Genomic DNA, 25663 nt, shown 5'->3' on the forward strand with positions numbered 1-25663 from the left:
GGCCTCAGTTCACCCAGACGCGAGCATTACGGAACATGCGCATCCAAGGAGCATCCTCGGTCCAGTCTTCCGAACGCCACGAGTTCTGCACCGCGCGGAACACCCGCTCCGGGTGCGGCATCATGATCGTCACACGACCGTCGCGGCTGGTGAGACCGGTAATCCCGCGCGGCGAACCGTTCGGGTTGGCCGGGTAGGCTTCGGTGACCTTGCCGTGGTTGTCGACGAAACGCATCGCCACGCAACCGGACAGATCGGCCTCCAGCAACGCCTCTTCGCTTTCGAATTCGGCATGGCCTTCACCGTGAGCGATGGCAATCGGCATGCGCGAACCGGCCATGCCCTGCAGGAAGATCGAGTTCGATTCCTGGATCTGCACCATCGCCACGCGCGCTTCGAACTGCTCGGAGCGGTTGCGCACGAAGTGCGGCCAGAACTCGCTGCCCGGGATCAGCTCGTGCAGGTTGGACATCATCTGGCAACCGTTGCACACGCCAAGAGTGAAGCTGTCGTTACGCTCGAAGAACCCCTGGAACGCATCGCGGGCACGGCTGTTGAACAGCGCCGACTTGGCCCAGCCTTCACCGGCGCCGAGGACGTCGCCGTAGGAGAAACCACCGCAGGCCACCAGACCTTTGAACTCGTTCAGGTCGACACGGCCGGCGAGAATGTCGCTCATGTGCACGTCGATCGCGTTGAAACCGGCACGGTCGAAGGCAGCGGCCATTTCCACCTGACCGTTGACGCCCTGCTCACGCAGCACGGCAACCTGTGGGCGGATGCCCTTCTTGATGTAAGGCGCGGCGATGTCCTGGTTGACGTCGTAGCTCAGCTTGACGCTCAGGCCCGGGTTGTCTTCTTCCAGCAGCGCGTCGAATTCTTGCTCGGCGCAGTCGGCGTTGTCGCGCAGACGCTGGATCTGGTAGCTGGTCTCGGCCCACTGACGTTGCAGCAGACGACGCTGGCCTTCGAACACCGTGTCACCGTTGAAGGTGATGTTGATCTGGCCATTGTTGATCGGCTGACCGATCACCGACACACAGTCACCCAGACCGGCCGCGCTGAATTGCGCGAGGATGTCCGGGGTGGCGTCCTGACGAACCTGGATCACCGCACCCAGTTCTTCGTTGAACAGGATTGCAGCGATTTCGGCCGAGTTTTCGGCAACGCTGTCCAGGTTCAGGCTCAGACCGCAGTGGCCGGCGAACGCCATTTCCACCACGGAGGTCAGCAGACCACCGTCGGAACGGTCGTGGTAAGCCAGCAGGTGACCGTCGGCGTTGAGGCCCTGGATCACCGCGAAGAAGGCCTTCAGGTCTTCGGCGTCATCAACGTCCGGCGCGTGTTTGCCGAGCTTGCCGTGAACCTGGGCAAGGATCGAGGCACCCATACGGTTCTGACCGCGACCGAGGTCGATCAGGATCAGGTCGGTGGTGCCCTTGTCCATGCGCAGTTCCGGGGTCAGGGTCTGACGGATGTCAGCCACTGGGGCGAAACCGGTCACGATCAGCGACATCGGCGAGGTCACGGTTTTTTCTTCGCCGTTGTCGTTCCAGCGGGTGGCCATGGACATCGAGTCCTTGCCCACCGGGATGGTGATGCCCAGCTCAGGGCACAGTTCCATACCGACCGCTTTCACGGTGTCGTACAGACGTGCATCTTCGCCCGGGTGGCCGGCAGCGGACATCCAGTTCGCCGACAGTTTGATGTCGGAGATCTTGTTGATGCGCGAAGCGGCAATGTTGGTCAGGGTTTCGCCGATGGCCATGCGGCCCGACGCCGGGGCGTCCAGCAGAGCCAGCGGAGTGCGCTCGCCCATTGCCATGGCTTCACCGGTGTAGACGTCGAAACTGGTGGCGGTGACGGCCACGTCGGCCACCGGGACCTGCCATGGGCCGACCATCTGGTCACGGGCCACGAGGCCGGTGATGGTACGGTCGCCAATGGTGATCAGGAAGCTTTTGCTCGCCACGGCCGGGTGGTGCAGGACGCGCTCGATGGATTCGCTGATGTCGAGGTTCGACGGATCGAAGTCATCGCCCAGCTCGGCTTCGCGAACCACCGAACGGTGCATGCGCGGGGCCTTGCCCAGCAACACTTCCAGCGGCATGTCCACCGGGTTGTTGCCGAAGTGGCTGTCCGTCACGGTCAGTTGCGGCTCGGCAGTGGCTTCGCCGACCACGGCAAACGGGCAGCGCTCACGTTCGCAGATCGCCTTGAAGCGCTCGAAGTCGGCCGGGCCGACCGCCAGAACGTAACGTTCCTGAGATTCGTTGGACCAGATTTCGTGCGGGGCCATGCCCGGCTCGTCATTTGGAATGTTGCGCAGTTCGAAACGGCCACCACGGTCGCCGTCGTTGACCAGTTCCGGGAAGGCGTTGGACAGACCGCCCGCACCCACGTCGTGGATGAAGCTGATCGGGTTCTTGTCGCCCAGCTGCCAGCAACGGTCGATGACTTCCTGGCAGCGACGCTCCATTTCAGGGTTTTCACGCTGAACGGAAGCGAAGTCGAGATCCGCCGAGCTGGTGCCGGTGGCCATCGAGGACGCAGCGCCGCCGCCCAGACCGATCAGCATCGCCGGGCCACCGAGCACGATCAGCTTGGAGCCGACGAGGATCTCGCCTTTCTTGACGTGTTCTTCACGGATGTTGCCCATGCCGCCCGCGAGCATGATCGGCTTGTGGTAGCCACGAACTTCGTCACCGTGCGGGGTGGTGATCGACTGTTCGAAGGTACGGAAGTAGCCAGTCAGGGCCGGACGACCGAATTCGTTGTTGAATGCGGCGCCGCCCAGCGGGCCTTCGATCATGATGTCCAGCGCGGTAACGATGCGCTCCGGCTTGCCGTACGGCACTTCCCACGGCTGTTCGAAGCCCGGGATCTGCAGGTTGGACACGGTGAAACCGGTCAGGCCGGCCTTTGGCTTGGCGCCACGACCGGTTGCACCTTCGTCGCGGATCTCGCCACCGGAACCGGTGGACGCGCCCGGGAACGGGGCGATCGCGGTCGGGTGGTTGTGGGTTTCGACCTTCATCAGGATGTGCACCGGCTCCTGCACCGCGCCGTACTGGCGGGTTTCCGGATCCGGGAAGAAGCGGCCGGCGACGTTGCCGACGATCACCGAAGCGTTGTCCTTATAAGCGGACAGCACGCCTTCGTTATGCATCTGATAGGTGTTCTTGATCATGCCGAACAGGCTTTTTTCCTGGCTCTCGCCGTCAATATCCCAACTGGCGTTGAAGATCTTGTGGCGGCAGTGCTCGGAGTTGGCCTGGGCGAACATCATCAGTTCGATGTCGTGCGGGTTGCGCTTGAGACCGTTGAAGGCGTTGACCAGGTAATCGATCTCGTCTTCGGCCAAGGCCAGGCCCAGCTCGGTGTTGGCCTTTTCCAGCGCGGCGCGGCCGCCACCGAGGATGTCGATCGCGGTCAGCGGCTTCGGCTCGGCGTGGCTGAACAGACCGGCGGCCTGTTCCAGATTGCCCAGAACGATCTGGGTCATGCGGTCATGCAGCACGTCGCCGATTTGCTGGGCTTCGGCGTCGCTGAACTGGCCGGCCACATAGAACGCGATGCCGCGCTCCAGGCGCTGGATCTTGCTCAGGCCGCAGTTGCGGGCGATGTCGCTGGCCTTGCTCGACCATGGCGAGATGGTGCCGAAACGCGGCAACACCAGAAACAGACGGCCGGTCGGCTCTTGTACCGGAACGCTTGGGCCGTACTTCAGAAGGCGCGCAAGCACCTGCTGTTCGTCGCCGGTCAGGACGCCGGTGACTTCGGCGAAGTGAGCGAATTCAGCATACAGGCCACTGACAGCTGGAACCTTCTGGCTCAGTTGCTCAAGGAGTTTGCTGTGGCGAAAGGCAGAAAGGGCAGGAGCGCCGCGCAGGATCAACATCTTCGGGACAGCCTCGGGAAGGGGTGTGCTTTGAGGCCGTGCATTCTAGCCTAAACCGCCCTCAACATCACCCGAAACGCTACGCACGGTTGCACTCGGATATCAATCTGTGTTTCTGCCTTTGAAGTCAAATTCCGAGGGTGCACGAGCCGCGCTTATTTTTCCTGTCACAAAATGCCGTTCAGCCCCATTCCTGCGGGGTTTCGTGCGGTTTTGTGATCTCTAGCAGACAAGCCGCTCACTGTCGAGATATGGCGCCCGCAGCCGTTTGCGTATACTGCGCAGATGTTTTTCCCAACGGCTTTGCGTCCGCGGTACGCCAAATGGCTGATCGCAACCGGACTCTTCCTGATGCTCGGTGGCTGTGTTGATAAACCCAACACACTCGAGCGCGTAAAGGAGGATGGTGTGCTGCGGGTGATTACCCGTAACAGCCCCGCCACCTACTTTCAGGATCGCAGCGGTGAAACCGGCTTCGAATACGAGCTGGTGAAGCGCTTCGCCGACGATTTGGGGGTTGAACTGAAGATCGAGACCGCCGACAACCTCGACGACCTGTTCAACCAGATCGGCAAGCCGAACGGCCCGGTGCTGGCGGCGGCAGGTCTGGTCAGCAGCGAGGATCGCAAGAAGCAGGTGCGCTTCTCCCACTCCTACCTCGAAGTCACTCCGCAGATCATCTACCGCAACGGCCAGTCGCGCCCTACCGACCCAGGCGATCTGGTCGGCAAGAAGATCATGGTGCTCAAGGGCAGCACCCACGCTGAACAACTGGCGGAGCTGAAAAAGAAATTTCCAGGCATCGAATACGAAGAATCCGACGCCGTTGAAGTGGTCGACCTGTTGCGCATGGTCGATGAAGGCCAGATCGACCTGACGCTGGTCGACTCCAACGAAGTGGCGATGAACCAGGTGTACTTCACCAACATCCGCGTGGCCTTCGACCTCGGCGATGCGCGCAGCCAGAGTTGGGCGGTGGCCGCCGGCGAAGACAACAGCCTGCTCAACGAGATCAACGCCTACCTCGACAAGGTGCAGAAGAACGGCACCCTGCAGCGCCTGAAAGACCGTTATTACGGCCATGTCGATGTCCTCGGCTACATGGGCGCCACTACCTTCGCCCAGCACTTGCAGCAGCGCCTGCCCAAATACGAACAGCACTTCAAGACCTACGCCAAGAAAGAGAAAGTCGACTGGCGCCTGCTGGCGGCCATCGGTTATCAGGAATCGCTGTGGCAACCGGCAGTCACTTCGAAAACCGGCGTGCGCGGTTTGATGATGCTGACCCAGAACACCGCTCAGGCGATGGGCGTGTCGAACCGTCTCGATCCCAAGCAAAGCATCATGGGCGGCGCCAAGTACCTGGCCTACATGAAGGATCAGCTCGACGAATCGATTCAGGAGCCGGACCGCACCTGGTTTGCGCTGGCGGCGTACAACGTCGGCAGCGGTCACCTCGATGACGCACGTAAACTGGCGTCCCGCGAAGGCCTGAACCCGGACAAGTGGCTGGACGTGAAGAAGATGCTGCCGCGCCTGTCGCAGAAGCAGTGGTACAGCAAGACCCGCTACGGCTACGCCCGGGGCGGCGAGCCGGTGCATTTCGTGGCGAACATCCGTCGCTATTACGACATCCTGACCTGGGTGACCCAGCCGCAGCTTGAAGGCGATCAGGTGGCCGAGGGCAATCTGCATGTGCCCGGTATCGACAAGTCAAAACCGGCTCAAGAGCCTGCCCCGCTCTAACCAACAGCATAAATCCAATGTGGGAGCGGGCTTGCTCGCGAAGGCGGTGTGTCAGTCGACATATTCTTTGACTGATACACCGCCTTCGCGAGCAAGCCCGCTCCCACATTGGGTTCTGGGGTGTTGCTTAGGGCTTGGCGGCAGCCAGAATCAGCGCTTTCATCTCGGACACTGCCGACTTGAAGCCCACGAACAACGCATGCGCCACCAGCGCATGACCGATGTTCAATTCGTTGATGCCCTTGATCGCCGCCACGGCTTCGACGTTGTGATAATGCAGGCCATGTCCGGCATTGACGATCAGGCCCTGCGCCAGACCAAACGCCACGCCGTCCGCCACACGCTTCAATTCTTCAGCGACTTCAGTCGGGGTTTCGGCATCGGCGTAGCGCCCGGTGTGCAGTTCGATGGCCGGTGCACCAACGCGCTTCGATGCGGCGATCTGGCGCTCGTCAGCATCGATGAACAGCGACACTTCGCTGCCGATCTTCGACAGACGCTCGACCGCCGCCTTGATCCGCTCCTCCTGCCCCGCTACGTCCAGGCCGCCTTCAGTGGTCAGCTCCTGACGGGTTTCCGGGACCAGGCAAATGTGCGCCGGACGGATGCGCTCGGCGAACGCCATCATTTCTTCGGTGACGCCCATTTCGAAATTCATGCGGGTCTGCAGCACATCCTTGAGCAACAGCACGTCGCGTTCCTGAATGTGCCGGCGGTCTTCACGCAAGTGCACGGTGATGCCGTCGGCGCCCGCCTCTTCCGCGTCCAGCGCTGCCTTGACCGGATCCGGGTAGCGTGTGCCACGGGCCTGACGCAGGGTGGCGACGTGGTCGATGTTCACGCCAAGAAGAATGCGATTGCTGGTGGTCACGGATGCGCTCCTGAAGGGAAAGATTCGGCGCACAGCATATCAGGGCTTGCGAAATAGCTCGCGGCTGACGAGGGGGCGACCGCCCAAGTGCACGGCCAGTGCCTGACGCATCAGACGCTTGGCGGCAGACAGTGCGCCGGGAGCGGTCCAGTCGGCTTCGGCCATGGCCAGCAGTTCGGTGCCGTTGAACAGGCCCGGCTGCAACAGAAACACCCGCTCAAGTCCGGCGTCCACTTGCAGACGATAGAGACCGTCCGGCGCGACCGGTTCGCTGTGGATATCGGTATTCAGGGAGAAGCCGTAACCGAGATCGTCCAGCAGGCGCCATTCGAACGAGCGCAACAACGGCTCCAGCGGGCGACCTTCGGCCAAGGCCAGCAGTGTTGCAGCGTAATGGTCGAACACCGCCGGGTGCGGGTCTTCGGCAGGCAGCAGGCGGATCAGCAGCTCATTGAGATAGAGGCCACTGAACAGCGCCTCACCGACCATCCAGGTCGCGTTGCCGGCACTTTCCATGCGCCCGACATTCTTCAGTTCACCCTTGCCACGAAACTCGACTTCCAGCGGCACGAACGGTCGCGCCAGTGTCCCGGCCTTGCCCCGCGCACTGCGCAACACCGCCCGCAGCCGCCCTTGCGGCGTGAGGAAGTCGACTAGCGCGCTGGTTTCGCGGTAAGCGCGCGAATGCAGGACGTAGGCGAGCTGGGCGGGAGGTGGGGTTTGCGACATGGAGTTCTCGATGAAGAAACGCGGTTTTGTAAACAACCCAAAACCAAATGTGGGAGCGGGCTTGCTCGCGAATGCGGTGTAACAGTCAACATCAATGCTGAATGCTACACCGCATTCGCGAGCAAGCCCGCTCCCACAGGGGGTTCTCCGGTGTCTCGGAAAACCGCTGCTTACAGGTCGCCGTAACCCAGCGAACGCAGTGCACGCTCGTCGTCGGACCAGCCGCCCTTCACCTTGACCCACAGGTTGAGCATGATCTTGGAGTCGAACAGCAGCTCCATGTCCTTGCGCGCCTCGGTGCCGATGCGCTTGATGCGCTCGCCCTTGTCGCCAATGATGATTTTCTTCTGGCCGTCACGCTCGACGAGGATCAGCGCGTGGATATGCAGGGTCTTGCCCTGCTGCTTGAACTCTTCGATCTCGACGGTGATCTGGTACGGCAGCTCGGCGCCCATCTGGCGCATGATTTTCTCGCGCACCAGTTCGGCGGCGAGGAAACGGCTGCTGCGGTCGGTGATCTGGTCTTCCGGGAAGAAGTGATCGTTCTCCGGCAGATGATCGGCGATGACCTTTTCCAGCGCGTCGAGGTTGTGCCCGTGTTGCGCGGAAATCGGGATGATCTGTGCGTTCGGCAGCTGTTCCTGCAACCACGACAGGTGCGGCATCAGCTCGGCCTTGTCTTCGATGCGGTCGGTCTTGTTCAGTGCGACGATCAGCGGGCCGGTCACGTACTGCACGCGCTCCAGGACCATCTGGTCTTCTTCGGTCCATTTGGTGCGGTCAACCACGAAGATCACCACGTCGACGTCTTTCAACGCTGCCGAAGCGGTTTTGTTCATGTAGCGGTTCAGGGCCTTTTCGCCACCCTTGTGCATGCCGGGGGTGTCGACGTAGATCGCCTGCACGTCACCCTCGGTCTTGATCCCGAGCATGTTGTGGCGGGTGGTCTGCGGCTTGCGCGAGGTGATCGCCAGTTTCTGGCCGAGGATGTGGTTGAGCAACGTCGACTTGCCGACGTTGGGACGGCCGACGATGGCAACGTAGCCACAGCGAGTTGCGTTTGTATCAGTCATTGCCATTCTCCACGCCCAGGGCAATCAGTGCTGCGGCGGCCGCTACCTGTTCGGCAATACGACGGCTCACACCCTGACCTCGACTTTTTTCATTCAATAAGACCACTTCGCACTCGACGAAGAAGGTACGGCAGTGCGGCTCACCCTGGATATCCACCACTTCGTAGCGTGGCAGTTCGCAACCGCGCGATTGCAGGTGTTCCTGCAGACGGGTCTTGGGATCCTTGTTGGTGTCGACCAGCGTCAGGCCTTCGAACTCACCGGCCAGCCAGGCCAGTACGCGTTCGCGGGCGACGTCCATGCCGGCGTCGAGGTAAATCGCGCCGATCAGCGCTTCGAGGGCATCGGCCAGAATCGATTCGCGACGGAAGCCACCGCTTTTCAGTTCGCCCGAGCCCAGACGCAGGTAGTCGCCCAGGTCGAAACCACGGGCCAGCACCGCCAGTGTCTCACCCTTCACCAGACGTGCGCGCAAACGCGACAACTGGCCTTCGCGGGCCAGCGGGAAGCGATCGAACAGCGCCTCGCCGGCGACGAAGTTGAGGATGGCATCGCCGAGGAATTCCAGGCGTTCGTTATTACGCCCGGCAAAGCTGCGGTGCGTGAGGGCCAGCAGCATCAGCTCCTGATCCTTGAAGGTGTAACCGAGCTGGCGCTCGAGACGGCTTAGAGAAACGCTCACGGTTTACCCACGCTGAGTTCGTGGCTGGATTCCACTGCCATCGCCGGGGTACGGCGCAGGCCTGGGACAATTAACGCTGTGTTCAAAAATGACGTCCTGAATATCGTGGCTTCATGCCCTGGTGCCGATTTGTGTCGACTCCAGAAATGCATTCGGCGCTGTGGTCAACAGCGCCGTGATTGATTACTTGATCAGGCCAACCCGCGAGAAATTCGGCAGGTGGCTGAGTTTCGGTTCCGGCCAGCTCATCCAGACAGCGAAGGCTTTGCCGACGATATTCTGGTCGGGAACCATGCCCAGCAGATCCTTGGGAATGTTCGGGTCATCCCAGTAGCGACTGTCGTTGGAGTTGTCGCGGTTGTCGCCCATCATGAAGTAATGGCCGGCCGGCACGGTCCAGGTATGGTCCGGGGTAGCACGGTAGCGGCTCATTTCCTTGCGGATCAGGTGCTCGGCAGCGCCGAGTTTTTCCTTGTAGAGCTCCGCGCTGCCCAGCGTGCCCGGCTCGGAGCCGACCAGTTGCTCGGCAATCGACTCGCCATTGACCAACAGACGCTTGTCGGCGGTGTAACGCACCGTGTCCCCCGGCAGGCCGACTACACGCTTGATGTAGTTGACGTTCGGGTCGCTCGGGTAGCGGAACACCATCACATCGCCACGCTGCGGATCACCGACTTCGATGATTTTCTTGTCGATCACCGGCAGGCGGATCCCGTAAGAAAACTTGTTCACCAGAATGAAGTCGCCCACGTCCAGGGTCGGTTTCATCGAGCCGGATGGAATCTGGAACGGTTCCACCAGGAACGAACGCAGCACCAGCACGATGAACAGCACCGGAAAGAACGACTTGCCGTATTCAACCAGCAACGGCTCTTTGTTCAGCTTCTCGACCACCACGGGCTCGGGCTGGCTGACACTGCCTTGATAAGAGGCAATGGCAGCACGCCGACGCGGCGCCAGGAACAGCAGATCGAACAACGCCAACAGGCCGCAGACGAACACGGCGATGACCAGCAACAGCGGGAAATTTAGTGACATAGGACCTGACTATTCCAACCTGAGCACGGCAAGGAAGGCTTCTTGTGGAATTTCCACGTTGCCGACCTGCTTCATGCGTTTCTTACCGGCCTTTTGCTTTTCAAGCAGCTTTTTCTTACGGCTTACGTCACCGCCGTAGCATTTGGCCAATACGTTCTTTCTGAGTGCCTTGACGGTTGTCCGGGCAACGATCTGACCGCCAATGGCCGCCTGGATCGCCACGTCGAACATCTGACGAGGAATCAGTTCCTTCATCTTCTCGGTCAACTGGCGACCTTTGAAGTGCGAATTGTCACGGTGCACGATCAACGCCAGCGCATCGACCTTGTCACCGTTGATCAGCACGTCCAGCTTCACCAGATTAGCCGATTGGTAACGATCGAAATGGTAATCCAGCGAAGCATAGCCGCGGCTGGTGGATTTGAGACGGTCGAAGAAGTCCAGGACCACTTCGTTCATCGGCAGGTCGTAGGTCACCTGGACCTGATTGCCGAGGAACAGCATGTCGACCTGTACGCCGCGTTTCTCGATGCACAGGGTGATGACGTTACCCAGGTGTTCCTGCGGAACCAGAATGTTGGCCCGCACGATCGGCTCGCGCATGTCTTCGATGGCCGACACATCCGGAAGCTTGGATGGGTTGTCGACGTAAATCGTTTCACCGGTTTTCAGCACCAGCTCGAAAATTACCGTTGGCGCGGTGGTGATCAGATCCAGGTCGTATTCGCGCTCGAGGCGCTCCTGGATGATCTCCATGTGCAGCATGCCGAGGAACCCGCAACGGAAGCCGAAGCCCAGTGCGTCGGAGCTTTCCGGGGTGTACTGCAGCGACGAGTCGTTCAGGGTCAGTTTCTGCAGCGCTTCGCGGAAGTCCTCGAAGTCGTCGGAGCTGACCGGGAACAGACCGGCGTAAACCTGTGGCTGGATGCGTTTGAAGCCGGGCAGAACCGGCACATCCGGGGTCGAGCTCAGGGTCAGGGTGTCACCGACCGGTGCACCGTGAATGTCCTTGATGCTGGCGATGATGAAGCCCACTTCGCCAGCCTTGAGGTCAGCGGTAGCAGTGTGCTTCGGATTGAATACACCAACGCTGTCGACCAGGTGGATCTTGCCGGTGGATTTCACCAGGATCTTGTCGCCCTTCTTCACGCGGCCATGACGCACGCGCACCAAGGAGACAACGCCCAGGTAGTTGTCGAACCAGGAGTCGATGATCAGCGCTTGCAGCGGATCTTCGATGTTGCCGGTCGGCGCAGGAATGGTCGCGACCAGACGCTCGAGCACTTCGTCGACACCCAGGCCGGTCTTGGCGCTGCAGGTGACGGCGTCGGTGGCGTCGATGCCGATGATCTTCTCGATCTCGTCCTTGACGCGGTCCGGCTCGGCCTGGGGCAGGTCGATCTTGTTCAGCACCGGCATGACCTCGAGGCCCTGCTCGATGGCGGTGTAGCAGTTGGCCACGGACTGGGCTTCAACACCCTGACCGGCATCGACCACCAGCAACGCACCTTCACACGCGGCCAGGGAACGGCTGACTTCGTAGGTGAAGTCGACGTGGCCCGGGGTGTCAATGAAGTTCAGCTGGTAGGTGACGCCATCTTTGGCTTTGTAATAGAGGGTAACGCTGTGGGCCTTGATGGTGATCCCGCGTTCGCGCTCCAGATCCATGGAATCCAGTACCTGGGCCTCCATTTCACGCTCGGCCAGGCCACCGCACATCTGGATGAAACGGTCAGCCAGCGTCGACTTGCCATGGTCAATGTGGGCGATGATGGAGAAATTGCGGATATGACTCAAATCACTCACGGATCAACACTCAAAAAGGCTGCAGGCTTGGCCCGCCGAAAAATAGCCGGGAATTGTACCTGATACACGGCGCAAGCGTCACGTTCGCCTGTCACCCCGATTGCATACGAAAACGCCCCGATCTGTCGACCGAGGCGTTTTCGCGGTTAAAGCGTTGGCAACAACGCGGCCATCAACCGGCCCGTCGCAGCAACCAGACACCCGCCAGCGCACAGACCGTGGCCGGCACCAGCACCGCGAACAGCGGCGAGAAACCGAACACCAGGCTCGAAGGGCCAAGCAGATCCTGGACGATGCGGAAGGTGAAGCCCACCAGCACACCAGTGAACACTCGCTGACCGAGGGTGACCGAACGCAACGGACCGAAGATGAAGGAGATCGCCATCAGCACCAGCGCGGCGGTGACCAGCGGCTGCAACACCTTGACCCAAAATGCCAGCCAGTAGCGGCCGTTGCTCAGGCCCTGATCCGCCAGATAGTGGATGTAGCCCCACAGACCGGAAATCGACAGCGACTCAGGCGCCATCACCACCGTGTTGAGCAATTGCGGGCTCAGCGACACGTCCCACTCCTCGCTCGGCGCATTCACCACTTCGGTGCTGCGCTCGTGGAACACCGTGGTGGTCACGTCGCTGAGCAGCCAGCGCTTGCCGTCGAACTCCGCACGCTTGGCGAAGCTGGAGCTGAGCAGGTGGCGCTCTTTGTCGAAGTGATAGCGGGTCACCCCATACAACAGGCCGTCGGGTTGCACGGCGTTGATATGGATGAATTCCTCACCCTGACGGTGCCACATGCCGTGCTTGGCGCTCTGCGCGTCGCCGCTGCCTTGCGCCAGCGAGCGATTGGCCTGGGCCATGCTTTCGGTGGCTGGCGCCACGTATTCGCCGATCAGTACGCCGGCCAGCATCAACACCAGCATTGGCTTCATGACGGCCCAGACGATGCGCCCGATGGACACACCCGCGGCACGCATGACCGTCAGCTCGCTGCTGCTGGCCAGACTGCCAAGGCCGATCAGACAGCCGATCAGCGCGGCCATCGGCAGCATTTCGTACAGGCGACGCGGCGCGGTGAGCAGGACGAAGCTCAGCACGTCGGCCAGCGTGTAGGTATCGCTGACGTCGCTCATCTCGTCGATGAAGGCAAACAGGGTCGCCAGACCCAGAATGATCGCCAGCACGGCGATGATCGCCACGAATACGCTGCTGCCGATGTAGCGGTCGAGTTTAACCACGGGCCACCTCCAGCGCAGCGCTGCGACGGCTGGCCAGCTTCAGACGCATCGGCTCCCAGTACAGCAGGCCGAGACCGATGACCAGGAAGATCCCGTGCACCCACCACAGGCCAAGGGCCGGCGGGATCTTGCCTTTTTCGAGGGCGCCGCGGGCGGCAATCAGGATGGTCAGGTAAGCCATATAAAGAAGAATCGCCGGCAGCAGCTTCAGGAAACGGCCCTGACGCGGATTGACCCGCGACAGCGGCACCGCCATCAGGGTCACGATGAACACCAGCAACGGCAGGGAAATCCGCCATTGCAGTTCGGCCTTGGAACGCTCGTCGTCGGCGCCCAGCAGGGTCGAAGTCGGGATCGCGTCACGGTCGGTGACTTCGTCACTGGCATCAGGTTTTGGCAGCAATACGCCGTAGGTGTCGTATTTGATCGCGCGGTAATCGGCCTGACCCGGGCTGCCGTCATAGCGATAGCCGTTGTGCAGGATCAGATAGCGGTTGCCGTCCGAGTGAACTTCCTGGCGGCCTTTTTCGGCCACCAGCACGGAAATCCCGCGGTCCTTCTGATCGGAGCCGAGGTTTTTCTGCGAGATGAACACGCCACCGAGGTTGACGCGATCGTCGGTCAGGCTTTCGGTGTAGGTCACCCGAGTGCCGTCACGCAACGCCTGGAAACGGCCAGGTTCGAGGGTATCGAATTCGGTCAGGGCGTCCTGCTTGTTCAGCAGCAGCTGGAACTGGTTGGCGCCCTGCGGGGCCAGACTCAGGCTCAGCCACGCCACCACCAGTGCCACCAGCGTTGCCGGGAACAGGGTCATGCGCAGCAGACGCTGCTGACTCATGCCGGTGGCCGAGAGCACGGTCATTTCGCTTTCGAGGTACAACCGGCCGTAAGCCAGCAGGATCCCGAGAAACAGACCCAACGGCAGGATCAGTTGCATGAAACCCGGCAGACGGTAACCCATGATCAGGAACAGCGATCCCGGATCGAGTTGGCCCGCAGCGGCCTGGGCAAGGTATTTGATGAAGCGACCGCTCATGATGATGACCAGCAGCACGGCGCTGACGGCGCTCAGGGTCAACATCACTTCACGGGACAGATAACGGAAGACGATCAAACCAGACACTCCAGGGTTGTCAGGCTAAGGCGGCCAAACAAGCAAATGTTTCGAGCGACCCGCAAGGCAGAGCCGTCGAAAAAAGATGCGGCATTATCCTGTGATTGAGGGCGCCTGTCACTGCGCACACTCACCCAAGCGTAGATTCCGTTGAAGATCGCACAACCGAGGGTTGTCAGGCGCGGTGAGCGAGGTTCAAACTGCCGCCTTCGTCGCAGGCACAGACCTGCGCCTCTTCTATCTATAAGCAGGCGACTGCGGACACCGTCGAACGCCTGTGTGTTGACCATTCATTCAGGGATCCGGACATGGAACTGGTTGTAAAAAGCGTTAGCCCAGAAACGTTGAAAACCGCCACCCTGGTGGTTGCCGTCGGCGAAGGCCGCAAACTCGGCGTCGCCGCCAGACAGGTCGACGAGCTGAGCGGTGGCGCGATCAGCGCCGTGCTCAAGCGTGGCGATCTGGCCGGCAAGGTCGGTCAGAGCCTGCTGCTGCACAGCCTGCCGAACCTGAAAGCCGAGCGCGTGCTGCTGGTCGGCGTGGGCAAGGATGAAGAACTGGGCGACCGTCCGTTCCGTAAAATCGTGGCTGGCATCCTCAATACCCTGAAAGGTCTGGGTGGCAGCGATGCCGTGCTGGCCCTGGATGAAATCATCGTCAAGAACCGCGACAGCTACGGCAAGACCCGTCTGCTGGCGGAAACCCTGGTGGACGGCGAATACACCTTCGACCAGTTCAAGAGCCAGAAAGCCGAACCGCGCGCCCTGAAAAAAATCACCCTGCTGACCATCAAGGCTGCTCAGGCTGAAGTGCAGCGCGCCGTGAACCATGCCACCGCGATCGCCAACGGCATGGCCTTCACCCGTAATCTGGGCAACCTGCCGCCGAACATCTGCCACCCGACCTTCCTCGGCGAGCAAGCCAAGAACCTCGGCAAAGAGTTCAAGGATCTGAAAGTCGAAGTCCTCGACGAGAAGAAGATCAAATCCCTGGGCATGGGCTCGTTCTACGCCGTCGGCCAAGGCAGCGCCCAACCGCCGCGCCTGATCGTCATGCAATACAACGGTGGCAAGAAGTCCGAGAAGCCTTACGCGCTGGTCGGCAAAGGCATCACCTTCGACACCGGCGGCATCAGCCTCAAGCCTGGCGCCGGCATGGACGAAATGAAGTACGACATGGGCGGCGCGGCCTCCGTGTTCGGTACCCTGCGTGCGGTGCTTGAGCTGAAGCTGCCGATCAACCTGGTGTGCATCCTCGCCTGCGCCGAAAACATGCCGAGCGGCAACGCCTCGCGTCCGGGCGACATCGTCACCACCATGAGCGGCCAGACCGTGGAAATCCTCAACACCGACGCCGAAGGCCGTCTGGTGCTGTGCGACGCCCTGACCTACTCCGAGCGCTTCAAGCCGCAAGCAGTGATCGACATCGCCACCCTGACCGGTGCCTGCGTGGTTGCACTCGGTGCACACACGTCTGGTTTGCTGGGCAACAACGACGAGCTGATCGAGCAACTGCTCAGCGCCGGCAAAGCTGCTGACGACCGCGCCTGGCAACTGCCGCTGTTCGACGAATACCAGGAGCAACTGGACAGCCCGTTCGCCGACATCGCCAACATTGGCGGGCCGAAGGCCGGCACCATCACCGCCGCGTGCTTCCTGTCGCGCTTCACCAAGAACCTCAACTGGGCGCACCTGGACATCGCGGGCACCGCGTGGACCAGCGGCGGCAAGGACAAGGGCGCCACCGGCCGCCCGGTTCCGCTGCTGACCCAATACCTGCTGGACCGCGCCAAGGCCTGAAACCGATGAACCTGGGCGGCGTCACTTTGCGGTGACGCCGCTCAAGGCTCAGGGAACCGCGATGACCAAAGTCGACTTCTATATCCTGCCCAGCGCCGATCCTTCGGCTCGTCTGGACTTTGCCTGCAAGCTCACCGAGAAAGCCTGGCGCATGGGCCACCGCATCTACCTGCATTGCAGCGATGCTGCTCAGCGTGACGATCTCGATGCGCGCCTGTGGGCGTTCAAGGGCGAAACGTTCGTGCCGCACGGCCCTGCCGAGAGCGAGCCGGATGGTTTGATCGTGCTGGGACTGGGCGCTGACTGCGGCGAGCATCAAGATCTGCTGGTCAACCTCGACCTGAAAGTCCCGGCTTTCGCCAGCCAATTCGCCCGCGTGGCGGAAGTGGTGGTGGAAGATCCGACGATTCGCGCGGCGGCACGGGAGAGTTTCCGTTTCTACCGCGAACAGGGCTATCCTCTGCAAGACCACCGTTTACAGCGACTCTGAGTACGCCGATGGACACTCCAAAACCGCTGCAAAAGCCTGCGCACCTGCTGGACGATCTCGAGTCGATCCGCCAGTTGCTTGGCGATGACAACCTGCAACCGCCCTTGCTGACCGACACGGTCGAGGACGGCGAACAGGAACAGATTCCGATGCTGTTCGAGGCCGTCGACGCCACGCCGCCGACCATCGAACCGCCACCTGCTCCGGCCCCGGCACCTGCTGCCGCACCTGTGGATAAAGGCCCGGACGCCCTTCTGCACCTCGATAGCGAACTGCGCGCCGCCGCGCAATTGATCATGCAGGACGTGATCGACGACTTCGCGCCGCACATCGAAACCGAAATCAAACGCCGCCTCGAGGCGCGGATGGAACGGCTTTTGAGCCAATACGAATAACCACAAATCCCCTGTGGGAGCGGGCTTGCTCGCGAATGCGGTATGTCAGGCACCATCATCGCTGGCTGACACACCGAATTCGCGAGCAAGCCCGCTCCCACATTTGAACCGCGCACTACCTCCCCCGCTCGCCCTCGGCCCCATGCCCCGCTATACTTCCCGGCTTTTCCTGAATAAATGCCAATAGGGTCCCGCCGCGCATGGATAAGACCTACCAGCCGCACGCCATTGAAACTTCCTGGTACAACACCTGGGAGTCCGAGAACTATTTCGCACCGCAAGGCGCGGGCGATTCCTACACCATCATGATCCCGCCGCCAAACGTCACCGGCAGCCTGCACATGGGTCACGGTTTCAACAACGCGATCATGGACGCCCTGATCCGTTTCCGCCGCATGCAGGGTCGCAACACCCTGTGGCAGCCGGGCACCGACCACGCCGGTATCGCCACGCAGATGCTGGTGGAGCGTCAACTGGAAGCCACCGGCCAGAACCGCCACGACCTGGGCCGCGAGAAATTCCTCGAGAAAGTCTGGGAGTGGAAGGATCAGTCCGGCGGCAACATCAGCCGCCAGATCCGTCGCCTCGGTTCGTCCGTGGACTGGAGCCGCGAGCGCTTCACCATGGACGACGGTCTCTCGGAAGCGGTTAAAGAAGCCTTCGTACGCCTGCACGAAGACGGCCTGATCTACCGCGGCAAGCGTCTGGTCAACTGGGACACCAAGTTGCACACGGCGATTTCCGACCTCGAAGTGGAAAACCACGACGAGAAAGGTTTCCTGTGGAACCTCAAGTACCCGCTGGCCGACGGCGCGAAAACCGCTGAAGGCAACAATTTCCTGATCGTCGCGACCACCCGTCCGGAAACCATGCTCGGCGACTCCGCCGTCGCGGTTAACCCGAACGACGAACGCTACAAAGCCCTGATCGGCAAATTTGTCGAGCTGCCACTGGTTGGCCGCCGCATCCCGATCATCGCCGACGATTACTGCGATCCAGAATTCGGCACCGGCTGCGTGAAGATCACCCCGGCCCACGACTTCAACGACTACGAAGTCGGCAAGCGCCACAACCTGCCGCTGCTGAACATCTTCGACAAGAACGCCAACGTGCTGCCCGCCGCCCAGGTGTTCAACCTCGACGGCACGTTGAACGACAGCATCGATGGCCAGATCCCGGCCCAGTACGCCGGTCTCGAGCGTTTCGAAGCGCGCAAGCAGATCGTCGCGGCGTTCGACGCCGCCGGCCTGCTGGTCAGCGTCGACGATCACAACCTGAAAGTGCCGAAAGGCGACCGTTCCGGTACCGTCATCGAGCCGTGGCTGACCGACCAGTGGTACGTGTCGACCAAACCGCTGGCTGAACCGGCGATTGCTGCCGTTGAAGACGGCCGTATCCAGTTCGTGCCGAAGCAGTACGAAAACATGTACTTCTCGTGGATGCGCGACATCCAGGACTGGTGCATCAGCCGTCAGCTGTGGTGGGGCCATCGGATTCCGGCCTGGTACGACGAGTCGGGCAAGGTCTACGTCGGTCGCGACGAAGCCGAAGTGCGTGCCAAGCACAACCTCGGCCCGGACGTTGCGCTGCAACAGGACAACGACGTGCTCGACACCTGGTTCAGCTCGGGCCTGTGGACCTTCTCCACCCTCGGCTGGCCGGAAAAGACCGAGTTCCTGAAAAAATTCCACTCCACCGACGTGCTGGTCACCGGCTTCGACATCATTTTCTTCTGGGTTGCCCGGATGATCATGCTGACGATGCACCTGATCAAGAACGAGGACGGCACCCCGCAAGTACCGTTCAAGACCGTTTACGTGCACGGTCTGGTGCGTGATGGCCAGGGCCAGAAGATGTCCAAGTCCAAGGGCAACGTCCTGGACCCGCTGGACATCATCGACGGTATCGAGCTGGAAGCCCTGGTGCAGAAACGCACCTCCGGCATGATGCAGCCGAAACTGGCGAAGAAGATCGAGAAGCAGACCCGCGACGAGTTCGCCGACGGCATCGCCAGCTACGGCACCGACGCCCTGCGTTTCACCTTCTGCTCGCTGGCCTCGACCGGTCGCGACATCAAGTTCGACATGGGCCGCGTCGAAGGCTATCGCAACTTCTGCAACAAGATCTGGAACGCCGCGCGTTATGTTCTGGACAAGGGCGAAGACTGCGGCCAGAACGGCGAAGCCTACGAGCTGTCGCTGGCCGATCGCTGGATCATCTCGCAACTGCAGCGCACCGAAGCCGAAGTGACCCGTCAACTGGATCAGTTCCGTTTCGACCTCGCCGCGCAAGCGCTGTACGAGTTCATCTGGAACCAATACTGCGACTGGTACCTGGAACTGTCCAAGCCAGTGCTGTGGGACGAAAACGCGCCGGTCGAGCGTCAGCGCGGCACCCGTCGCACGCTGGTGCGCGTACTGGAAGTGGCGCTGCGTCTGGCGCACCCGTTCATGCCGTTCATCACTGAAGAAATCTGGCAGCGCATCGCGCCGCTGGCCGGTATTCAGGGCAAGACGATCATGCTGCAGCCCTGGCCGGTGGCCAACGAGGAGCGCATCGATCCGGCCGCCGAAGATGACATCGAGTGGCTCAAGGGCCTGATGCTCGGCACGCGCAACATCCGTGGCGAGATGAACATCGGCCCGGGCAAACCGCTGCCGATCTACCTGAAGAACGTCAGCGCTGAAGATCAGCGTCGCCTGACCGAGAACGAAGCGCTGCTGAAGAAACTGGCGCGTCTGGAATCGATCACCGTTCTGGCGGCTGGCGAAGAAGCGCCGCTGTCCGCCACCGCTCTGGTGGGTGAGATGGAAGTGCTGGTGCCGATGGCCGGCCTGATCGACAAGGGCGCCGAGCTGGCACGTCTGGACAAGGAAATCCTGCGTCTGCAGGGCGAAGTCCAGCGGGTTGGTGGCAAGTTGTCCAACGCCGGTTTCGTCGACAAGGCCCCGGCCGAAGTCATCGAGAAGGAACGCGCCAAACTGGCCGAGGCTGAACAGGCCCTGGGCAAACTGGCCGAGCAGCACGCGCGGATTTCCAGCCTGTAAGGGCAAGCCGCAATGAAAAAGGGAGGCCCGCAACGGCCTCCCTTTTTTATTCAAGAATCGCTACAAATCCCCTGTGGGAGCGGGCTTGCTCGCGAATGCGGTGTGTCATTCAACCTATGTGTTGGCGGACACACCACTTTCGCGAGCAAGCCCGCTCCCACAGTTTGAACGGTGTTGCCTTTAGATGTGGGACAATACCCGCCACTTTCAGCCATACCCGAATCGATCACACCCATGAACGCCCCCCGCACACCCAAACCTGCGCGCAAGAAGCCTGATGCCGCGACCCCGGCCAAAGCCGTCGAGCCGCGTGAAAAGGCCAGCCTGCACCCGCGCAATCGCCACCAGGGTCGCTACGACTTCCCGGCGCTGATCAAGACCACGCCGGAACTGGCGAAATTCGTGATCACCAACCCGTACGGCAAGGAAAGCATCGACTTCGCCAGCCCCGACGCGGTGCGGGTGTTCAACCGGGCGCTGCTCAAGGCGTTCTATGGCATCGAACATTGGGACATCCCGGCAGATTATCTGTGCCCACCGGTCCCGGGCCGTGCCGATTACGTGCACTTCCTCGCCGACCTGCTGGCCAGCATGAACGACGGCAAGGTTCCGCGCGGTGCGATCGTCAACGTGCTGGATATCGGCATGGGCGCCAACTGCGTTTATCCGCTGATCGGTAACAGCGAATACCGCTGGCACTTCCTCGGTTCGGAAATCGATCCGACCGCAGTGGCTGCCGCGAAGGCCATCGTCCAGTCCAACGGGCTGAACAAGGTGATCCAGCTGCGCCAGCAGGAAAACCGCAAGCACATCCTGATCGGCTTGCTGGAGCCGGGCGAGCGCTTTGACCTGACCATGTGCAACCCGCCGTTCCACGCTTCAATGGAGGAAGCGACCAAGGGCAGCGAGCGCAAATGGCGCGCACTGGGCAAGGCCGATCCGAAACGCAAACTGCCGGTGCTGAACTTCGGTGGTCAGTCGGCCGAGCTGTGGTGTGAGGGCGGTGAAGCGCGTTTCGTGACGCAACTGATCGCCGAGAGCGCGAACTTCCAGCACAAGGTGCTGTGGTTCAGCACCCTGGTGTCGAAAGCCTCGAACCTGCCTGCCATCGAAACCGCGCTGAAAAAGGCCGGCGTGCTGGAAAGCCAGGTGGTGGAGATGTCGCAAGGGCAGAAACAGAGCCGCTTCGTGGCGTGGACTTTCCAGACCAAGTCCGAGCAGCAGATCTGGCGGCGCGAGCGCTGGGTTCGCTAAACATTGCATCGCCGGACACCAATCAATTGTGGGAGCGAGCTTGCTCCGGGCGGCGCTCCGACGAATGCGGCGCATCTGTCAATTCAACTTTGACTGACACACTGCCTTCGCGAGCAAGCTCGCTCCCACAATGGCATATGGTGCTCAGGAGTCGGCCATCAAATCGCAGACACAAAAAAACCGTGCCCGGATCGCTCCGGTGCACGGTTTTTTTATCGCTGCGTCTTACTTGTTCACAGCGTCGGTCAGGCCTTTGGCCACAACCAGCTTGATCACTTTCTTGGCAGGGATTTCGATGGCAGCGCCAGTCGAAGGGTTACGGCCAGTGCGGGCAGGACGCTCGGTCACTTTCAGCTTGCCGATACCTGGCAAGGTGATTTCGCCGCCGTTTTCCAGCTGATCGGCAACGATTTGGCCCAGTTGGTCCAGAGCGTTACGCGCGGTGGTTTTCGGCGCGTCGATAGCTTCAGCGATGTCGGCGATCAGTTGGTCTTTAGTAAGAGCCATGTAGTGTTCCTTCCCTATCAAATTCATATGGATTGCAGAGTGCAGTGTCAGCCATCGAGCCCGATCTTCTGGATCTGGCACCCTCGGCGATAACCACGACGAGTCGGGTTATAGATGCCGAAATCAGGGTTTGGTTCGACCTGACAAATGCTGATTGCACGCTTAACGCAGTGACTTCGCGTAAGACCGGGCAAAACTAGCACAGAGACGGGGAAATATCCGCCTCTAGCTACCCATTTGGTCAGGTTTATTGCTCTAAATCGGTAAAAAACTGCATAAGGGCACCCACCCGCCCTGGATTTGCCCTTCACCCCGCGCCAAAACCAGTGGTTGCGGTACACTGGGCGCTTTTTCGGGGGAGCCTGCCCTCCTCCCTTCCACCAGCCGAGAAGCCCATGCCGATCCGTCATTGCATCGTCCACCTGATCGACAAAAAACCCGACGGCACGCCCGCAGTTCTGCACGCCCGTGACTCCGAACTGGCTGAGTCCGCGGCCATCGAGAACATGCTCGCCGACCTCAACGAGAGCTACAACGCCAAACAGGGCAAAGCCTGGGGCCTGTTCCATCCGGAATCCGGTGCGTTCCCGTTCAGCGGCTGGCTGAAGGAATACATGGACGGTGGCAAGGACTTCGCCGCGTTCAGCAAAGTCGCGGTCGAGCATCTGCAGAAGTTGATGGAAGAGTCGAACCTGTCGGTCGGTGGCCACGTGCTGTTCGCCCACTATCAGCAAGGCATGACCGACTACCTGGCGATCGCCCTGCTGCACCACAGCGAAGGCGTGGCGGTGACCGATGAGCTGGACGTGACGCCGTCGCGTCACCTCGACCTCGGCCAGCTGCATCTGGCGGCGCGGATCAACGTCTCCGAGTGGCAGAACAACAAGCAATCCAAGCAGTACATCTCGTTTATCAAGGGCAAGAACGGCAAGAAGGTTTCGGAGTATTTCCGCGACTTCATCGGCTGCCAGGAAGGCGTCGATGGCCCGGGCGAGACCCGCACCCTGCTCAAGGCCTTCAGCGACTTCGTCGAAAGCGAAGACCTGCCGGAAGACTCCGCCCGCGAAAAAACCAAGACCCTGGTCGATTACGCCAGCAGCCAGGCCAAGCTCGGCGAGCCGATGGGCCTGGAAGAGCTGTCGGAGCTGATCGATGAAGAACGGCCGAAAGCCTTTTACGACCACATCCGCAACAAGGACTACGGTCTGTCGCCGGAGATTCCGGCGGACAAACGCACCCTTAACCAGTTCCGCCGCTTCACCGGCCGCGCCGAAGGCCTGTCGATCAGCTTTGAAGCGCACCTGCTGGGCTCGAAGATCGAGTACGACGAAGAGGCTGGCACCCTGATCATCAAGGGCCTGCCGACCTCGCTCACTGATCAGCTCAAGCGCCGCAACTGATGCTCGGCAATGTACTGAAGAAGGTCGCGCTGGTTCTGCTGGTGGTGGTGATCTATCAGAACTGGGGCAAGATCGAGCGGGTGTTCAACCCGTCGCAGATGGTCTCTGAGCAGACGCGAGCGCAGGCCCGTGTCGTGCTGTATGCCACCGACTGGTGCGGCTACTGCAAACAGACCAGGCGCTTTCTCGACAGCAAGGGGATTCCTTTCAAGGAATTCGACATCGAGAAGGACGCCGAGGCGCGCAAGGCGTATGAGGCACTGGGCGGGCGCGGGATTCCGTTGATCGACGTGAATGGCACGTTGATTCGCGGATTCGACCCGGACGAAATTCTCGCTGCCCTGAAATAACACAGCTCCTCTGTGGTGAGGGGATTTATCCCCGATCGGCGGCGAAGCCGTCGCAAAATCTGCATGGTAAAGCGTGCAGTTTTTTGGGGGCGCTTCGCGCCCCATCGGGGATAAATCCCCTCACCACAATTGCGCCCCTCCCCTCAAGCAGAGGCTACTTGCTGATCAGCGAGCTTCGATGCGGAATCCAAAGCGCGGGAAGTGCACGTGCACCACGCCGCCACGCGGGTCTTCGCGGCGCAGGATCAGCTCTTCGCGGCCAGCAAACAGCAACTCACCCACCACCGGATCAACCCCGTAATCTGTCGCGGCAATCGCCACTTGCTGCCCGGCCTTGAAACCGTTCGGATCGACAAACTGCTCATCCGGCAGCGCCGCCGGCGTCGAACTGCGCGCGACTTCCAGCGCCTCCTCGGCAGTCATCTCACTCGCGGCACCATGACCAAAGCCCAGCACACGCCCCAGCCAGGCAGTCACGGCCGGATATTCATCGACCAACGGCGCAGTGACGTGCGTCGCCTTGAGGAACCACAGCGGATGCGCCAGGGCGAAGTCGGCAATCGACGGTTCACCGAACAGGAAGTCGCCCTGCTCGCGCTGCAACTGCTGCTCCAGCCGCGCCATGAGCGTTGGCCATTGATGCTTGGCCTGTTCGGCCGACAGCCGCGTGGCGCTGCCGCCACTGAACAGCCCGGCACGGTCAGCGATAAAGGCCTTGATCGCTTCCGGCGGCAACTTGCCGAAGCGCACCGCGACCGATTCCGGCTGGAACACCAGGCTGACCGCATGCTGGAACACCACCGAATCCGCCCACGCGGCGAAGCTGGCGCTGGTCATTTCCTGGCCTTCCGGGAAAAACGCCGGCAGGGCTTTTTCCTGCTCCAGACGACGGGCAATCAACGATGTGTCGCAATAGATGTCGGCGCCGATCTGCAACACCGGGGTCTTGCGGTAGCCGCCAGTGAGCGCAGTCAGATCCGGCTTGGGCATCACTGGCGAGATGTGCACCGAGCGCCAGGACAAGCCTTTGAAGCCCAACAGCAGACGAGCCTTTTCGGCAAATGGAGAGGTCGGGTAATGATGCAGAATCAACTCGGACATGCTCGGCTCCGCCGCACAGAAAGTGAGTCGGCAGCTTAGCGTGCATTTGATTAGCAGCCTACAGATCTGCCTGATGAGAACCAATCAGTCAGATTGATAAGACGCGACCAGGCATTCCTTGGCGCTCTTGCGCAGCTTCTTGATCAAGCGTTCCTGACGCAACGCATCGCTCTTGTCGCGGCAACGTTCGGTGTAGACCAGCGCCATCGCCGGGCTGGACAGGAAGAAGCGCGCGCCCTTGCCGCTCTGATGCTTGGCGAAGCGGCGCACCGGGTCGTCGCTGATCCCGCAGTACAGCGAACCGTTGGCCGCGCGCACGAGGTAGACGAACCAGGACTTGCTCACTGGCTCGACGACTTCAACCGGTTTTTCGCTGAGGCTGGTCACTTCGGGATCTGGATGTGTAGGAAACAGGCCGCGATCTTATCAGCGACCGGCCTGAAATGCCTTCAGCCCTTTCAGCGCCTGCGCACGGACGGCGTTGCGCACCAGCGGCGTCCAGCCCAGCAGCAAGCCTTTGAAACCCAACGCCTGCCGCGACCAGCGCCACAGGTCGAAGTGGTCGTGGTGCTCGCAGATCTTGCCGTCACGAAAGACGAAGCGCGCCTGTATATCGTTGATCACCACGTTGCCGGTCTGGCTGAACAGGTAAGTCGCCACCCAGTGCGCGCCGCCGCTGCGCTCGTCGGCGCGGACATTGTTGAAGGTCAGGGAGAAGTCCTTGGCGCGGGTGGTGAGCATGCGCCACATGTCGCCGGCATCGCGCCCGCGCAGTTCACCGAAGGCCGGATCGCTGAACACCACATCGTCGGTATAGCAGGCGGCCATGGCGTCGGCGTCGAGGCGCTGGAAGGCCTGGTAGAAGCGGGTGATCAGGGCGGCGTGGGCTTCGCTCATGGGCAAACTCCGGGAAATGGACAGATTGCCAGCACGATAAGCTGCAAATCGCAGAAACACTATCGGCATTCGCAGAGCGAATACCCCGCAAGATTTAAAGCACCGCAAAAACTGTGGGAGCGAGCTTGCTCGCGAAGAGGCCGGCACATTCAACATGATCTGTGCCTGGACCACCGTCTTCGCGAGCAAGCTCGCTTGTATGTTTAGACTTGAAGGGGTGGGCGAGCAA

Annotated in this window: 21 protein-coding genes; 8 read left to right on the forward strand and 13 right to left on the reverse strand. The window is 61.1% G+C overall.

Annotation, left to right across the window (positions count from 1 at the left end):
- Positions 1-4: 4 nt before the first annotated feature.
- Positions 5-3901 carry a phosphoribosylformylglycinamidine synthase gene (gene purL / locus M0808_RS26760; protein ID WP_247843045.1) on the reverse strand — a complete coding sequence of 1299 codons (3897 nt, stop codon included), beginning with the start codon at positions 3899-3901 and terminating at the stop codon, positions 5-7.
- Between the two features lie 285 nt (positions 3902-4186).
- Between purL and mltF the strand changes: the two genes are divergently transcribed.
- A complete protein-coding gene (gene mltF / locus M0808_RS26765; RefSeq protein WP_097086355.1) occupies positions 4187-5647 on the forward strand; it encodes a membrane-bound lytic murein transglycosylase MltF in 1461 nt (486 codons plus the stop codon).
- 127 nt (positions 5648-5774) lie between these two features.
- Here the strand turns inward: mltF and pdxJ are convergent, their stop codons facing one another.
- The 8 genes from pdxJ to lptF all read right to left on the reverse strand — a co-directional run bounded on the left by pdxJ (position 5775) and on the right by lptF (position 14194).
- On the reverse strand, positions 5775-6518 hold the full coding sequence (pdxJ, locus tag M0808_RS26770) for a pyridoxine 5'-phosphate synthase (RefSeq protein WP_016986101.1): 744 nt from the start codon (positions 6516-6518) through the stop codon (positions 5775-5777).
- 39 nt (positions 6519-6557) lie between these two features.
- Positions 6558-7247 (reverse strand): DNA repair protein RecO, encoded by a 690-nt coding sequence (recO, locus tag M0808_RS26775; protein ID WP_007965159.1) that lies wholly within the window; start codon positions 7245-7247, stop codon positions 6558-6560.
- A 170-nt stretch (positions 7248-7417) separates the two neighbouring features.
- Positions 7418-8320, reverse strand: a complete 903-nt coding sequence (gene era, locus M0808_RS26780) for a GTPase Era (RefSeq protein WP_003221935.1) — start codon at positions 8318-8320, stop codon at positions 7418-7420.
- On the reverse strand, positions 8313-9002 hold the full coding sequence (gene rnc, locus M0808_RS26785) for a ribonuclease III (protein WP_024011703.1): 690 nt from the start codon (positions 9000-9002) through the stop codon (positions 8313-8315). The genes era and rnc overlap by 8 nt, the downstream gene beginning before the upstream one ends.
- 183 nt (positions 9003-9185) lie before the next feature.
- The gene (lepB, locus tag M0808_RS26790) at positions 9186-10040 is read right to left on the reverse strand and encodes a signal peptidase I (protein WP_247843046.1); all 855 of its coding nucleotides are present in this window, start codon (positions 10038-10040) and stop codon (positions 9186-9188) included.
- Between the two features lie 9 nt (positions 10041-10049).
- Positions 10050-11846 (reverse strand): translation elongation factor 4, encoded by a 1797-nt coding sequence (lepA, locus tag M0808_RS26795; RefSeq protein WP_003221926.1) that lies wholly within the window; start codon positions 11844-11846, stop codon positions 10050-10052.
- A gap of 172 nt (positions 11847-12018) precedes the next feature.
- Positions 12019-13080: an LPS export ABC transporter permease LptG gene (gene lptG, locus M0808_RS26800; RefSeq protein ID WP_150370323.1), complete on the reverse strand. Its 1062-nt coding sequence runs from the start codon at positions 13078-13080 to the stop codon at positions 12019-12021.
- Positions 13073-14194 carry an LPS export ABC transporter permease LptF gene (lptF, locus tag M0808_RS26805; RefSeq protein WP_098967341.1) on the reverse strand — a complete coding sequence of 374 codons (1122 nt, stop codon included), beginning with the start codon at positions 14192-14194 and terminating at the stop codon, positions 13073-13075. The genes lptG and lptF overlap by 8 nt, the downstream gene beginning before the upstream one ends.
- Before the next feature lie 308 nt (positions 14195-14502).
- Here lptF and M0808_RS26810 point away from each other — a divergent pair, with 308 nt between their 5' ends.
- The 5 genes from M0808_RS26810 to rlmF all read left to right on the forward strand — a co-directional run bounded on the left by M0808_RS26810 (position 14503) and on the right by rlmF (position 21179).
- Positions 14503-15993 (forward strand): leucyl aminopeptidase, encoded by a 1491-nt coding sequence (locus M0808_RS26810; RefSeq protein ID WP_027610952.1) that lies wholly within the window; start codon positions 14503-14505, stop codon positions 15991-15993.
- Positions 15994-16054: 61 nt separating this feature from the next.
- The gene (locus M0808_RS26815) at positions 16055-16483 is read left to right on the forward strand and encodes a DNA polymerase III subunit chi (RefSeq protein ID WP_247843047.1); all 429 of its coding nucleotides are present in this window, start codon (positions 16055-16057) and stop codon (positions 16481-16483) included.
- 8 nt (positions 16484-16491) lie between these two features.
- Positions 16492-16878 carry a DNA polymerase III subunit chi gene (locus M0808_RS26820; protein WP_097086346.1) on the forward strand — a complete coding sequence of 129 codons (387 nt, stop codon included), beginning with the start codon at positions 16492-16494 and terminating at the stop codon, positions 16876-16878.
- 200 nt (positions 16879-17078) lie between these two features.
- Complete coding sequence (locus tag M0808_RS26825; RefSeq protein WP_098967335.1) at positions 17079-19925, forward strand: valine--tRNA ligase; 2847 nt, start codon at positions 17079-17081, stop codon at positions 19923-19925.
- A gap of 234 nt (positions 19926-20159) precedes the next feature.
- On the forward strand, positions 20160-21179 hold the full coding sequence (rlmF, locus tag M0808_RS26830; protein ID WP_139053792.1) for a 23S rRNA (adenine(1618)-N(6))-methyltransferase RlmF: 1020 nt from the start codon (positions 20160-20162) through the stop codon (positions 21177-21179).
- Positions 21180-21404: 225 nt separating this feature from the next.
- Here the strand turns inward: rlmF and M0808_RS26835 are convergent, their stop codons facing one another.
- Complete coding sequence (locus tag M0808_RS26835; protein ID WP_003221909.1) at positions 21405-21686, reverse strand: HU family DNA-binding protein; 282 nt, start codon at positions 21684-21686, stop codon at positions 21405-21407.
- A gap of 395 nt (positions 21687-22081) precedes the next feature.
- On the opposite strand from M0808_RS26835, the gene yejK reads away from it, so the two are divergent.
- Positions 22082-23086: a nucleoid-associated protein YejK gene (gene yejK, locus M0808_RS26840; protein WP_003221908.1), complete on the forward strand. Its 1005-nt coding sequence runs from the start codon at positions 22082-22084 to the stop codon at positions 23084-23086.
- Positions 23086-23436, forward strand: coding sequence for a glutaredoxin family protein (locus M0808_RS26845; RefSeq protein ID WP_223008431.1), 351 nt, complete (start codon positions 23086-23088; stop codon positions 23434-23436). The genes yejK and M0808_RS26845 overlap by 1 nt, the downstream gene beginning before the upstream one ends.
- A gap of 165 nt (positions 23437-23601) precedes the next feature.
- On the opposite strand, the gene M0808_RS26850 is transcribed toward M0808_RS26845, so the two are convergent.
- The 3 genes from M0808_RS26850 to M0808_RS26860 form a co-directional block, all read right to left on the reverse strand.
- On the reverse strand, positions 23602-24537 hold the full coding sequence (locus M0808_RS26850) for a glutathione S-transferase family protein (RefSeq protein ID WP_115988154.1): 936 nt from the start codon (positions 24535-24537) through the stop codon (positions 23602-23604).
- Positions 24538-24621: 84 nt separating this feature from the next.
- The gene (locus M0808_RS26855) at positions 24622-24924 is read right to left on the reverse strand and encodes a GIY-YIG nuclease family protein (RefSeq protein ID WP_115986582.1); all 303 of its coding nucleotides are present in this window, start codon (positions 24922-24924) and stop codon (positions 24622-24624) included.
- A gap of 39 nt (positions 24925-24963) precedes the next feature.
- Positions 24964-25434 carry a nuclear transport factor 2 family protein gene (locus M0808_RS26860; protein WP_247843048.1) on the reverse strand — a complete coding sequence of 157 codons (471 nt, stop codon included), beginning with the start codon at positions 25432-25434 and terminating at the stop codon, positions 24964-24966.
- Positions 25435-25663 lie beyond the last annotated feature (229 nt).

Source organism: Pseudomonas sp. MWU12-3103b (genome assembly GCF_023100615.1).
Taxonomy (GTDB): Bacteria; Pseudomonadota; Gammaproteobacteria; order Pseudomonadales; family Pseudomonadaceae; genus Aquipseudomonas; species Aquipseudomonas putida_A.

Excerpts from the sequence above, each read along its gene's own strand:
- lepB (WP_247843046.1), bottom strand. The coding sequence starts at position 10,040 with ATGTCACTAAATTTCCCGCTGTTGCTGGTCATCGCCGTGTTCGTCTGC.
- M0808_RS26835 (WP_003221909.1), bottom strand. The coding sequence starts at position 21,686 with ATGGCTCTTACTAAAGACCAACTGATCGCCGACATCGCTGAAGCTATC.
- rlmF (WP_139053792.1), top strand. The coding sequence starts at position 20,160 with ATGAACGCCCCCCGCACACCCAAACCTGCGCGCAAGAAGCCTGATGCC.
- purL (WP_247843045.1), bottom strand. The coding sequence starts at position 3,901 with ATGTTGATCCTGCGCGGCGCTCCTGCCCTTTCTGCCTTTCGCCACAGC.
- mltF (WP_097086355.1), top strand. The coding sequence starts at position 4,187 with ATGTTTTTCCCAACGGCTTTGCGTCCGCGGTACGCCAAATGGCTGATC.
- M0808_RS26845 (WP_223008431.1), top strand. The coding sequence starts at position 23,086 with ATGCTCGGCAATGTACTGAAGAAGGTCGCGCTGGTTCTGCTGGTGGTG.
- M0808_RS26825 (WP_098967335.1), top strand. The coding sequence starts at position 17,079 with ATGGATAAGACCTACCAGCCGCACGCCATTGAAACTTCCTGGTACAAC.
- M0808_RS26810 (WP_027610952.1), top strand. The coding sequence starts at position 14,503 with ATGGAACTGGTTGTAAAAAGCGTTAGCCCAGAAACGTTGAAAACCGCC.
- yejK (WP_003221908.1), top strand. The coding sequence starts at position 22,082 with ATGCCGATCCGTCATTGCATCGTCCACCTGATCGACAAAAAACCCGAC.
- recO (WP_007965159.1), bottom strand. The coding sequence starts at position 7,247 with ATGTCGCAAACCCCACCTCCCGCCCAGCTCGCCTACGTCCTGCATTCG.
- M0808_RS26850 (WP_115988154.1), bottom strand. The coding sequence starts at position 24,537 with ATGTCCGAGTTGATTCTGCATCATTACCCGACCTCTCCATTTGCCGAA.
- M0808_RS26815 (WP_247843047.1), top strand. The coding sequence starts at position 16,055 with ATGACCAAAGTCGACTTCTATATCCTGCCCAGCGCCGATCCTTCGGCT.
- M0808_RS26820 (WP_097086346.1), top strand. The coding sequence starts at position 16,492 with ATGGACACTCCAAAACCGCTGCAAAAGCCTGCGCACCTGCTGGACGAT.
- era (WP_003221935.1), bottom strand. The coding sequence starts at position 8,320 with ATGACTGATACAAACGCAACTCGCTGTGGCTACGTTGCCATCGTCGGC.
- M0808_RS26860 (WP_247843048.1), bottom strand. The coding sequence starts at position 25,434 with ATGAGCGAAGCCCACGCCGCCCTGATCACCCGCTTCTACCAGGCCTTC.